A 12,338-nucleotide genomic window follows, 5' to 3' on the forward strand; every position below is an offset into this window, starting at 1 on the left:
GTGGACCCGTCCGAACCCGGGGAAACGTCCAGAGACGCGAAAGCCCCAGGCCCGAAGAGGGCCGGAACACCCACCCACCGCAGCGCGCGCCACCGGCCAACCCGACAAGCGTGGACCCCCCGAACCCGGGAAACCGCCCCAAGACGCGAAAAGCCCCAGCGCGAAAGAAGGGACCCGGTTAGTCCGCCTGTTCCGGGGTGGCCGTCGAGTCGCAGGTCAGGTTGGTCTCGGGTTTGTAGACGACCTTCCTGGTCTCACGCTTGACCTCCCGGCCGTCCTGCTTGAAGATCCGGGTCACGTCGATCGTGAACCCCTGCTGGCCGGTCATCGGCATGCAGTCGGGCCCGCTGCCGGTCGCGTTCTCGAAGGGCGTGAGGTCGTAGCGGTCGGAGGAGACCGACTCGATGTCGTACCGTCTGGTGCTCCAGAAGGAGACCGTGACCGAGGTGGCGGTCGTCGAGGTCTTCACCAGCACGCCGTACTTGGAGTCGTTCTTCCAGCGGAAGTCCGGCGCGGGCCAGGAGACCGTGGACTCCCGTCCCGCGGGGTAACGCGAGATGTAGAACTCGTGCGGTACGTGCTGGACGTCCTCCAGGCCGCCGAAGAACACCGCGTTGTACATGGTGGTGACGAACTGGGAGATGCCGCCGCCCACGGAGTCGACCAGCCGGCCGTTCTGGATCATGGGAGCCGGGACGAAACCCCGTGCCGTGTCGCGCTGACCGATGACGCCGTTGAGGGAGAAGGTCTCTCCGGGCTTGACGAGGTAGCCGTCCAGGAGCTTGGCGATCGTGCGGATGTTGGTCACCCGGGGCTGACAGCAGGGGAAGTTCGTGGTGAACTCGCTGATCTTCTGTTTGATGCCGAGCCCCCGCGCCTCCGCCTCGGAGATCCGCGGCCGGACGGTCGTCAGCGTGACGGGGATCGTACGGCTGCCGCCCTCGGCGACCATCCGGGTGACCGCCCGGGCGAGCCGCTGGTCGTCGATGCCCTTGCCCTTGCGGCCGGGAACCAGCCGGGGCTTGCCCCCGACGATCTCGAAGGTGGGGTCGCGGGGGGCCGACGCCGGATCGACCAGCTTCCTCTCGACGGTCGCGACCGCGCCGGCGGCGTCGAACACCGGGCGCATGCCCCCCTTGCCGTCGGGCTCGAAGGACAGGTGGGCGGCGAGGATCCCGGTGTCGAGCCGGACCTGCCTGCCGGAGTGGGTGAGGATGACCGGGCCGGACACGGCCTTGTCCGCGTCGGCCGCGACCCGCTTGACGGTGTCGGCCGTGACCTCGGGCCTGATCGTCGATACGGGCAGCTCGACCTCCCGGGCGGGCCCGAGGAACGCCTTCTCGATGGCACCGGCGGCGGCCTCACGGTCCAGTTTCCGGCCGGACGCCGGGGTGACGGCCACGGGCTTGAGGCCCTCGAAGGTGACGGCCCCCTCCCGCACCTCGACGTCGACCTTCCTGGCCAGGGCCTCGACGGTGGAGTTGAGGAGCTCGGGCTCGACGCTGACCTCGGGCTTCAGGTCGGTGGTGGCGGTCAGCGCCCGCCAGACCTGGGGCGGGCTGGGAAAACCGCTGGACGCCTGGTCGATGGTCGAGACGACGTCGAACTCCAGCCCGGCCTTGTCGGGGTCGATCGCGTACTTCTTGCCCGCGGCCCGGACGACGACGTCCTTGGTCTCCTCGTCGGCCAGTTCGCCCCTGAGCCGGTCGGCGGCCTCGGTCGCGGTCAGCCCGCCGATGGGGACGCCGCGGACCCGGGTGCCGGGCAGCATCTTCCCGGACATGAGGATCGCGGCGCCGGCGTAGGCGGCGCCGGCCAGCACCATCAGGGCCAGTACCGCGGCGATGATCCGGCGGAGGCGGCGCGGAGGCGGGTCCTCCTCACCGGAGGGGGACGGCTCGGGCCTCGCCGGGCCGCCGGGCATCAGGGACGGTTCGTCCCGCAGGGTCCGCTGCTGCAGGGAGCTCTCGGGCTGGGCGGCCACCCGCCAGGGCTGGGCGGCCGGGGTCACGGGCGGCAGGCCGGTCCCCCCGGCGGTGCCGGAGGGCCGTGCGGAGGCGGGGGTCGGGACGGGAGATCCGAAGATGTCGGGTGAGACGCCCGGTGGCAGGCGCGAGCCGTTCCCGGAGCCGTCTCCGGAGACCGGGGCGATGCCGCGGGCTCCCGGGCGGACGGGCCGGGTGGGAAGGGGCACCGCCGCGAACGGGTCGGTCGGCGGGTCCGTCGGTGATCCGGCGTTCCCCACAGCCCCGGCTCCTCCTGCGTCCCGCGTCCGGCTCTTCCCTGCCGCAACCCTAAACCAGAACCCCCGGCGAAGCCCCGGAAAGACGTAACAATTGGTCTTTCACGTGCCTCTCCATGCCGTTCACCGCCGGGACGCCCCGGCCGGCTCCGGGGCTCCGGGGAGTGCTCCCCGGAGCCCCGGAGGGGCACTACTCGGAGACGCCGAGCTTCTCCAGGATGAGCTCGCGGGCTCGGCCCGCGTCGGCCTTGCCGCGGCTGGCCTTCATGACACCACCGACCAGCGCGCCGACCGCGGCGATCTTGCCGCCCCGGACCTTGTCGGCCGCGTCGGCGTTGCCCGCCAGCACCTGATCGATGATCGCCGACAGCTCGCCCTCGTCGTTGACGATCTGCAGGCCGCGCGCGGCCACCACCTCGTCGGGGGTGCCCTCGCCGTTCAGCACGCCCTCCAGCACCTGGCGAGCCAGCTTGTCGTTCAGCGCGCCGCCGGCGACCATCGCGCACACCCGGGCGATCTCGTCGGGGGTGATGCGCAGCTCCCGCAGCGGCGTCCCGGCCTCGTTGGCGCGACGGGCCAGCTCGCCCATCCACCACTTGCGGGCGTCCGCCGGCGGGGCGCCGGCCGCGACCGTCGCCTCGACCAGGTCGATGGCGTCGGCGTTGTGCATGGACTGCATGTCGAGGTCGGAGACGCCCCATTCCTGCTGCAGCCGCTTGCGCCGCGCGCCGGGCAGCTCGGGCAGCGTGGCCTTGAGCTCGGCGACCCAGGCGGGGTCGGGGGCGATCGGCACGAGGTCGGGCTCGGGGAAGTAGCGGTAGTCCTGCGCCTCCTCCTTGGACCGTCCGGACGTGGTGGAGCCGGTGTCCTCGTGGAAGTGGCGGGTCTCCTGGACGATCCGGCCGCCGCCGGCCAGGACGGCCGCCTGGCGCTCGATCTCGCCTCGGACGGCGCGCTCGACGCTGCGCAGCGAGTTGACGTTCTTGGTCTCGGTACGGGTGCCCCACTCCGAGGATCCGCGCGGCATGAGGGAGACGTTCACATCGAACCGCATGGAGCCCTCCTCCATGCGCACGTCCGAGACACCGAGGCCGCGGACGAGCTCGCGCAGCTCGGTGCCGTAGGCGCGGGCGACCTCGGGGGCGAGCCGGTCGGTGCCGGGGATCGGCTTGGTGACGATCTCCACCAGCGGGATGCCGGCCCGGTTGTAGTCGACGATCGAGTAGTCGGCGCCGTGGATGCGGCCGGTCGCGCCACCCACGTGGGTGGATTTGCCGGTGTCCTCTTCCAGGTGGACCCGCTCGATCTCGACCCGTACGACCTCGCCGTTCACCTCGACGTCAAGGTAGCCGTCGAAGCAGAGCGGCTCGTCGTACTGGCTGATCTGGTAGTTCTTCGGCATGTCCGGATAGAAGTAGTTCTTCCGGGCGAAGCGGCACCACTCGGCGATCGAGCAGTTGAGGGCCAGGCCGATGCGGATCGTCGCCTCGATGGCCGCGGCGTTGGCCGTCGGCAGCGCGCCGGGCAGGGCCAGGCAGACCGGGCACACGTGCGTGTTCGGCGGGGCGCCGAACGTGGTCGGGCAACCGCAGAACATCTTCGACGCCGTGCCGAGCTCGACGTGCGTCTCCAGGCCGAGCACCGGCTCGAAGCGCTCCAGCGCCTCGTCGTACGGCATCAGCGTTTCCGTGCTCACTGGTCGTTCACCATTTCTTCCTTAGTCGCTGAGGGCGGCCGTGCCGCTCACAGGTACCCGAGTCCTTTCAATGCGTTCCGCGTCTCGGCCACCCAGTCCGCGTAGGCGGGCACCTGGGCCAGCACGCCGAGATCGATGTTGCGTCCGATGTACTGGAAGTAGTCGCGCAGGGGCTTGCCCCGCCGGGGGACGGTCGCGGCCAGGACCTCGCCGGGGTCGGTGATCCTGGCGACGTCGCGCGGCCGGGTGGGCAGCCGGCTGAGGTCGCTCCCCTCCAGTCTCGCCCACACTCCGGGGTCGGCGAGCAGCCACGCCTCGGTGTCACCCAGGCTGACCACCGGAACCAGGTAGTGGGAGTGGTATCGGACGCCGTCGGCCCGTCCGCCGATCTTGCCGCGCTCCCACTCGACGTTGTGGGTGAACAGCAGGTGGCAGTCGGCCGCGAGCTCCTGCATCGCGGCCACCACGCGGTCACGGCCGCAGTTCACGACCTCCGTGGCCTCGACGTCGACCACGTGGGGCGACATCCAGGTCAGCTCCCGGAGCTGCCGGGAGATCACGATGCCGAGGAAGCTCTCGGCGGCCTCCCCCTCCGCGATCAGACCGGGGACCAGCGAGCGGGGCGTCATGCCGCCGCGCCGAGGTACTCGCGGACCTGCCGGGGCGAGACGAACGTGCCCGGCTCGCCGTACGGCTGGACCGACTTCGCCACGGTCACCCGCGACACCCGGTCGTTGTCGGGGTCGACGCGGACGGCGGTGTCGAGGAAGGTCAGCGCGTCCGGATCGGTGCGGTAGGTCTCGGCCACCACCGCCGGGGAGTGGCTGGTGACGATCACCTGCCGGAACGGCTCCGCGCCTCCGGGCATGGCGACCCGCTGCCGGACGCGCCGGAGCAGCTCGCCGACGCGGGCGGGGTGCACGCCGTTCTCGATCTCCTCCACCAGGAGGGTGCAGGGGTGGCCGGGGTCGTGCAGGGCCGCCAGCAGGGCGAGGACCCGCAGGGTGCCGTCCGACAGCAGCGCGGCCGGCACCGGCCCCTGGCCGTCGAGGACCAGGTCGAAGGAGCACTCTCCCCGCTCGACGCGGGACACCAGGTCGGCCACGCCGGGCAGGATCCCGGCGAGGTCGGCCATCAGGTCGGCCAGCGCCGCCGTCCCGGCCATCCGGGCGAGCACCGCGGCGAGGTTGGCGCCGTCGCCGGTGAGCGGCCCGGTGTCGGCCGGGACGCTCCTGCGACGCATGGTCCGCGGCGAGGGCGCGTGCCTGCGCCAGGCCCGCACCGTACGGCGGGGCGTGCTCTCCGGCTCCGGGTCCTCCACCACCAGCTCCAGCAGCTCCTCCGGGATCTGGCGGACCGCGTGGCTGACGACCGGGCCGCTGGCCCGGGGGATCCGCAGCACCATCTCCGCGCCCGCGTCGATCCGGATCGGCAGCAGCGCGCCGGGTTCCGGGGCGACCAGGGCCTCCACCGAGACGACGAAGCCCGGCACCGGGGTGCCGCGCGCCACCCGGTGGAACTGCTCGGCGGGCAGCCCGCGGGTCGCGCCCATCAGCCCGCCGGCCCCGGTGACCTCGTCGGCGACGAACCCCAGGGCGTCGAGCAGGTTCGACTTGCCGCTGGCGTTGGGACCGACCAGCACCAGGAAGGGCGGCACGTCGAGGTCGAAGTTCAAGAATGACTTGAACCCGTCGATCTCGATCCGAGTGATCATGCCGCCGCTCCCCCCTGTCGCGTCCGTCGCCGTGTCTGCCCGGGTGCCCTTACAGCGCCGGGGCCTTGGACAGCAGGGTCCCGCCCCAGCGGGACTCCAGGGCGTTCTCCACCGCGGCGGCGACCCGGTAGCAGCGGTCGTCGCCGAGCACCGGGGCCATGATCTGCAGGCCGACCGGCAGGCCGTCCTCGTCGGCCAGGCCGCACGGCACCGAGATCGCCGCGTTGCCGGCCATGTTGGCCGGGATGGTGCACAGGTCGGCGAGGTACATCGCCATCGGGTCGTCGGCGCGCTCGCCGATCGGGAACGCCGTGGTCGGCGTGGTGGGCGAGATGAGCACGTCCACCTGGCCGAAGGCGGCCTCGAAGTCGCGGGCGATCAGCGTGCGGACCTTCTGCGCCTGGCCGTAGTAGGCGTCGTAGTAGCCGCTGGACAGCGCGTAGGTGCCGAGGATGATGCGCCGCTTGACCTCGGGGCCGAAGCCGGCGGCCCGGGTCAGCGCCATGACCTCCTCGGCGCTGCGCGTGCCGTCGTCACCGACGCGCAGGCCGTACCGCATGGCGTCGAAGCGGGCGAGGTTGGACGAGCACTCCGACGGCGCGATGAGGTAGTACGCCGGCAGGGCGACGGTGAACGACGGGCAGGAGACCTCGACGACCTTGGCGCCGAGCGACTCCAGCAGCTCCACCGTCTCGCGGAAGCGGGCGAGCACGCCCGGCTGGTAGCCGCCGCCGCCGAACTCCTTGACCACGCCGATGCGCAGCCCCGCCACGTCGCCCTGGCGGGCGGCCTCGACGACGCTCGGCACCGGGGCGTCGATGGACGTCGAGTCGAGCGGGTCGTGGCCGGAGAACGCCTCCTGCAGCAGCGCGGCGTCCATGACGTTGCGTGCGAACGGGCCCGGGGTGTCCAGGGAGCTCGCGAAGGCGATCAGGCCGTAGCGGGAGGAACCGCCGTAGGTCGGCTTCATACCGACGATGCCGGTGACCGCGGCGGGCTGGCGGATCGAGCCGCCGGTGTCGGTGCCGGTGGACAGCGGGGCCTCGTAGGCGGCGACCGCGGCCGAGGAGCCGCCGGAGGAGCCGCCCGGGATCCGCGTCAGGTCCCACGGGTTGTGCGTGGGGCCGTAGGCGGAGTTCTCGGTGGAGGAGCCCATCGCGAACTCGTCGAGGTTGGTCTTGCCGAGGATCACCAGACCGGCTTCGCGCAGCCGCCGCGTCACCGTCGCGTCGTACGGCGGGCGCCAGCCTTCGAGGATCTTCGAGCCGGCGGTGGTCGGCATGTCGGCGGTGGTGAAGACGTCCTTGTGCGCGATCGGCACGCCCGCGAGCGGGCCGAGGCGCTCCCCGGCGGCCCGGCGGGCGTCGACGGCGCGGGCCTGCTCCAGGGTCGTCTCGGCGTCGACGTGGAGGAAGGCGTTGACCTGCGGCTCCACCGCGGCGATCCGGTCGAGGTGGGCCTGGGCGACCTCGACGGCCGAGACCTCGCCCGAGGCGATCAGGGCGCCGAGCTCGGCGGCGGTCTTGTGAGTGAGACTCATGCTTCCTCCCCGAGGATGCGCGGAACGCGGAAGCGGTCGTCCTCGACCGCGGGGGCGCCGGCCAGGGCCTGCTCGGGTGTGAGGCCGGGCCGTACCTCGTCGGGGCGGTAGACGTTGGTGAGCGGGAGCGCGTGCGAGGACGGCGGGATGTCGTCGGCCGCCACCTCGGCGACGCGGGCGACCGCACCGATGATCACATCGAGCTGGGCGGCGAAGTGGTCGAGTTCCTCGTCGGCCAGCGCCAGCCGGGACAGCCGGGCGAGGTGAGCGACCTCGTCGCGGGTTATGGCGGACATGAGTCGTTGAACCCGTCTCGTGGAATGGCAATTGGACACTGTCATCTTAGGGCGCGTGACTCGACGTGCCTGACCGCTCGCCCCCCACGACCCGCCCGCGGGAGCCGGTGTCACGCCGTCCGGACGTCGAGGACCTCTCCGGAACGCAGCAGGGTCAGGCCGGGCAGGGCGCGGCCGCGGTGCTCGTGCAGCCAGGCGGTGGCCTCGGCGGCGGGCATCGGCGCGGCGAACAGCCGGCCCTGGGCGAGGTCGCATCCCATGGCGGTCAGCCGGTCGGCCACCTCGGCGGACTCGACGCCCTCGGCGACCGAGCGCAGGCCCAGGGAGCGGACCAGGTCGACGATGGAGCGGACGATCCGCTCGTCGTCGGAGGACTGGCCGATCCGGTGGACGAACGAGGAGTCGATCTTCACCTCGGCGACCGGCAGCCGCTGCAGGCGCACCAGCGAGGAGTAGCCGGTGCCGAAGTCGTCCAGTGCCAGCGGCACGCCCAGCGAGACCAGGGCGCGTACGGCGTCGGCGGTGTAGGACTGGTCGGTCATCAGGACGCGCTCGGTCACCTCCAGCTGGATCGCCTTGGGCGGCAGCCGGTGGTAGGCCAGGCCGGCCTCCAGGCGGTCGGGCAGCGCCGAGTCGAGCAGGTCGCGGGCGGAGACGTTGACGGAGATCTGCTCGTGCAGGCCGGCGCGCCACCAGTGCGCGGCCTGCTCCAGGGCCGCGTCCACGACGTACTGGGTGAGGTGCCGCATGAGGTAGGACTGCTCGGCCATGGGCACGAACTCCCCGGGCGAGATCATCCCCCGCTCCGGGTGACGCCAGCGCAGCAGCGCCTCCACGCCCCGCACCTCACCGACGGCCAGGTCCAGCTTGGGCTGGTAGTGCAGCCGCAGTTCGGAGCGGTCGATGGCCCGGCGCAGGTCGCCCAGGAGGTTGAGCCGGTCGGGGCTGTTGCGGTCCTTCTCCGCGACGTAGACCTCGACGCCCGTCCGCCCCTCCTTGGCGAGGTACATCGCCACGTCGGAGCGCTGCATCAGCAGCTCGAAGTCGGGGGCGTGGTCGGGGTGGAGCGCGATGCCGACCGAGGCGTCGAGGTCGAAGGTCATCCCCTCCAGCCGGACCGGCTCGGTGAGGGCCACCCGCAGCCGCGCGGCGACCTCGCGGGCGGCGACGGCGTCGCGCACCGAGGGCAGCAGCACGGCGAACTCGTCGCCGCCGAGCCGGGCCACCACGTCGCCCGGCCGCACGCTGTGGGTCAGCCGGTGCGCCACGATCTGCAGCAGCCGGTCGCCCACCGGGTGGCCGAGGGTGTCGTTGACCTCCTTGAACCGGTCGAGGTCGAGCAGGAACAGGCCGACCCGCTCACCCGGCCGGGCCTCTGCAAGCGCTTCCTCGGTGCGCAGCACGAGCAGCTTGCGGTTGGGCAGCCCGGTCAGCCCGTCGTGCATCGCCTGGTGGTCGCGGCGGAGCGACAGGGTGGCGGTGAAGTAGACGGCGGCCATCGGCGCGACGAACAGCGGGACCAGCGCCGGGGAGTGGTTCATCACCACCACGACCGGCGGCGCCAGCCCGATCAGCCCGGCGTAGACCAGGCTCTGGTGGCCGATCGCCGCCCGGACCACCCGGTGGACCGAGCGGCGCTCGTGCAGTGCCACCGCCCCGGAGACCAGCAGCCCCCGCACCGTGAAGTAGGCGAGCCCGGCCAGGGCGATCGCGAGCAGGTCGGAGCCGGCGGGCGTCCGCCCGCCCGCCGTGACGGGCTGGTGGCCGAGCGTCTCCAGCACCGCGCCGGCGGCGGCGCAGGCCAGCGTCGTCTGCGCGATGTTGAACATGACCCGGTGCCACGCCCGGCGGGTGACGGCCGCGTTGACGACGATGCCGACCGCCTGGATCAGCACGGCGACCGGCATGCCGTAGTGCAGGAGCGCGGCGAAGATGAACATCGTCGACGGGTAGGTGCCGCCCACGGACGTCGACGACGACAGCAGGACCGGTCGCAGTTCCCCGAGCACGACCAGAACGGTGAGCATCCAGAACATCGGGCTGCGGGCGAGGACGAGCGTCTCCGCCGGGCCGAGTCGCCACTGCGCCGCCGCGAGGACGGCGGCCCCGAGCGTGATCACGACGGTGAGGTAGGTCCACAGTGGTGAGCCCGCACGTGGGCCGGTGTCGCGAGTGTCATTCGGGTCAGCCATGAATAACAAAACCCCCATTAGTTCCCTATGGGAGAGTACGGCCTTTGGGCCACTTCGCGAAACCGGTTGGGCACGTTCCGTTACGAGTGGGTTTGAGTGGTTACCCCGTTTTCCCCGCCGTCTCTCCCCGTCTTCCCGTCCTCCGGCTCGTCGTCCGTTTTCCCGTCCGCCTCGCCGGCCGCCCTCCCGTTCCCCGTCTTCCCGCCGTCTTCCCGCCGTGCCCGGCCGTCCCCGTCCTCGCCCCCGGCCGCCTCCCGGCCGCGTCCGGTCGCCCTCGTTCCCCGGCCGCCTCCCGGCCCGCCGATCATTCTGCCGCCCTCGGCCCACCGCCCGGCCCGTCGCCCGGCCGACCGGCCACCCGTTCCACCGTTCTCCGCCCGCCGTACGGCCCGTGCCCCGGCGGAGACCATGAGACGGCCCCGTCCCGGCATGTCCGGGGCGGGGCCGTCCCGGTCACGCCTCGGGCGTGACCGTCAGCCCGGCCGCGGCCTCGGGCCCGTCCTCCAGGAGGACCTTCAGGCCCTCCTCGTCGAGGATCGGCACGCCCAGCTTGACCGCCTTGTCGAACTTGGACCCGGCGTTCTCGCCCACGATCACGAAGGACGTCTTCTTGGAGACCGAGGACGCCACCTTGCCGCCCCGGCTCGCCAGGGCCGTGCCGGCCTCGTCACGGGTGAGGCCGGCCAGCGTGCCGGTCACCACGAAGGTGAGCCCGGCGAGAGTCTGCGGGGGCAGGTCGGCGGGCGCCTCGTCCTCCATCCGCACCCCGGCGGCCCTCCACCGGTCGACGATCTCCCGGTGCCAGTCGACCTGGAACCAGTCGTGGATCGCGGCGGCCACCCGCGGGCCGACGCCCTCGACCGCGGCGAGCTCCTCCTCGGAGGCGGCGGCGATCGCGTCGATCGAACGGAACTCGGCGGCGACGGCCTGGGCGGTGGGCGGGCCGACATGCCGGATGGAGAGCGCGACCAGGACCCGCGCCACGGTCGTCTCCTCCTTCGTCTTGGCCCGCTCCAGCTCCTGGAGCATCTTCTCGGCGTTCTTGCTCAGCCCGCCGCTCTGGTTGGCGAAGAAGGAGACGATCCTCGGCTCGCCGGTCTCCGGGTCGGTCTTAGGCAGCCCGGTGTCGGGGTCGCGGACCACCGAGCGGATCGGCAGGAGCTGCTCGGCGGTCAGGTCGAACAGGTCGGCCTCGGTGCGGATCAGCGGCTGCTGCGGGGGCAGCGGCTGGGTCAGCGCGGTGGCCGCGACGTAGCCCAGGCCCTCGATGTCGAAGGCCCTGCGACCGGCCGCGAAGAAGATCCGCTCACGGAGCTGGGCGGGACAGGACCTGGTGTTGGGGCAGCGCAGGTCGGCGTCGCCCTCCTTCTCGTAGGCCAGCTCGGTGCCGCACTCCGGGCAGTGCGCCGGCATCACGAACTCCCGCTCGGTGCCGTCGCGCAGCTCCTCGACCGGCTTGACGATCTCCGGGATCACGTCGCCGGCCTTGCGCAGCACCACCGTGTCACCGATCCGCACGCCCTTGCGCACGACCTCGGAGGCGTTGTGCAGGGTGGCGCGCTCGACCGTGGAGCCGGACACGACGACCGGCTCCATGACGCCGAACGGGGTGACCCTGCCGGTGCGGCCGACGCCCACCTGGATGTCGAGGAGCCTGGTGTTGACCTCCTCCGGCGGGTACTTGTAGGCGATCGCCCAGCGCGGCGCCCGGCTGGTGGAGCCGAGCTCGCGCTGGAGGTCGACCCCGTCGATCTTCACCACGACGCCGTCGATCTCGTAGGCGGGGTCGTGGCGGTGCTCGCGGTAGTACTCGATGTAGGCGTTGATCTCGTCGAGGCCGCCGACGACCCGGTAGAGGTCGCTCACCGGCAGCCCGAACTCGCGCAACCTCTCGTAGATCTGCGACTGCGAGGCGGGCATCGGGGCGCCGCCCTCCCAGGGGCCGACCCCGTGGACGATCATCCGCAGAGGTCGCCGCGCGGTCTCCCGCGGGTCCTTCATCCGCAGCGAGCCGGCGGCGGAGTTGCGCGGGTTGGCGAACGGCTGCCTGCCCGCCTCGACCAGCTGCTCGTTGAGCCGCCCGAACCCCTCGACGGGCATGTAGACCTCGCCCCGGACCTCCAGCAGGTCGGGGACGCCGTCGCCGGTCAGGCGCTGCGGCACGTCGGCGAGGGTCCGGACGTTCGCCGTCACGTCCTCGCCGACCCGGCCGTCGCCGCGGGTGGCCCCGCGCACCAGGCGGCCCTTCTCGTACACCAGCGCGATCGCCAGGCCGTCGATCTTCAGCTCGCACAGGTAGGGGGCCGGGTCGCGCTCGGCCAGCCGCTCGGCCCGCGCCTGCCAGGCGGCCGTCTCCTCGGCGCTGAACGCGTTGTCCAGGCTCTCCATCCGCCGCAGGTGGGCCACCGAGGCGAAGTCGCTGGTGATCGGCGCGCCGACCCTCTGGGTCGGGGAGTCGGGCGTGCGCAGGGCGGGGTGCTCCTCCTCCAGCCCCTGCAGCTCGCGCATCCACGTGTCGTACTGGGCGTCGCTCACGGTGGGCGCGTCGAGCACGTAGTAACGCCAGTTGGCCTCGTCGACCAGCTCGGCCAGCTCGGCGTGCCGTTTCCTCGCCGACGCCGGCGCGACCCCGGACTCCGTCTCAGCGCCCATCACCCA

The 12,338-nt window shown here is 72.4% G+C and carries 8 protein-coding genes; all 8 read right to left on the reverse strand.

Annotation, left to right across the window (positions count from 1 at the left end; translation table 11 throughout):
- Nucleotides 1–178 precede the first annotated feature (178 nt).
- Nucleotides 179–2,245 carry a VanW family protein gene (locus ACZ6W9_RS28885; RefSeq protein ID WP_389959749.1) on the reverse strand — a complete coding sequence of 689 codons (2,067 nt, stop codon included), beginning with the start codon at nucleotides 2,243–2,245 and terminating at the stop codon, nucleotides 179–181.
- Between the two features lie 187 nt (nucleotides 2,246–2,432).
- Nucleotides 2,433–3,920: an Asp-tRNA(Asn)/Glu-tRNA(Gln) amidotransferase subunit GatB gene (gatB, locus tag ACZ6W9_RS28890; protein WP_389960311.1), complete on the reverse strand. Its 1,488-nt coding sequence runs from the start codon at nucleotides 3,918–3,920 to the stop codon at nucleotides 2,433–2,435.
- 65 nt (nucleotides 3,921–3,985) lie between these two features.
- A complete protein-coding gene (locus tag ACZ6W9_RS28895) occupies nucleotides 3,986–4,567 on the reverse strand; it encodes a hypothetical protein (RefSeq protein ID WP_389959746.1) in 582 nt (193 codons plus the stop codon).
- Entirely contained in the window at nucleotides 4,564–5,652 is a 1,089-nt protein-coding gene (locus ACZ6W9_RS28900; RefSeq protein WP_362939138.1) for an AAA family ATPase, read from the reverse strand. Before ACZ6W9_RS28900 ends, ACZ6W9_RS28895 begins: the two co-directional genes overlap by 4 nt.
- Before the next feature lie 49 nt (nucleotides 5,653–5,701).
- The gene (gene gatA / locus ACZ6W9_RS28905; RefSeq protein ID WP_470120559.1) at nucleotides 5,702–7,192 is read right to left on the reverse strand and encodes an Asp-tRNA(Asn)/Glu-tRNA(Gln) amidotransferase subunit GatA; all 1,491 of its coding nucleotides are present in this window, start codon (nucleotides 7,190–7,192) and stop codon (nucleotides 5,702–5,704) included.
- The gene (gene gatC, locus ACZ6W9_RS28910; protein WP_179824916.1) at nucleotides 7,189–7,488 is read right to left on the reverse strand and encodes an Asp-tRNA(Asn)/Glu-tRNA(Gln) amidotransferase subunit GatC; all 300 of its coding nucleotides are present in this window, start codon (nucleotides 7,486–7,488) and stop codon (nucleotides 7,189–7,191) included. Before gatC ends, gatA begins: the two co-directional genes overlap by 4 nt.
- 110 nt (nucleotides 7,489–7,598) lie before the next feature.
- Nucleotides 7,599–9,680: a putative bifunctional diguanylate cyclase/phosphodiesterase gene (locus ACZ6W9_RS28915; protein ID WP_389959739.1), complete on the reverse strand. Its 2,082-nt coding sequence runs from the start codon at nucleotides 9,678–9,680 to the stop codon at nucleotides 7,599–7,601.
- Between the two features lie 453 nt (nucleotides 9,681–10,133).
- The gene (gene ligA / locus ACZ6W9_RS28920) at nucleotides 10,134–12,332 is read right to left on the reverse strand and encodes an NAD-dependent DNA ligase LigA (RefSeq protein ID WP_389959736.1); all 2,199 of its coding nucleotides are present in this window, start codon (nucleotides 12,330–12,332) and stop codon (nucleotides 10,134–10,136) included.
- Nucleotides 12,333–12,338: the final 6 nt, after the last annotated feature.

The sequence above is a fragment of the Streptosporangium sp. NPDC053982 genome, assembly GCF_055585205.1.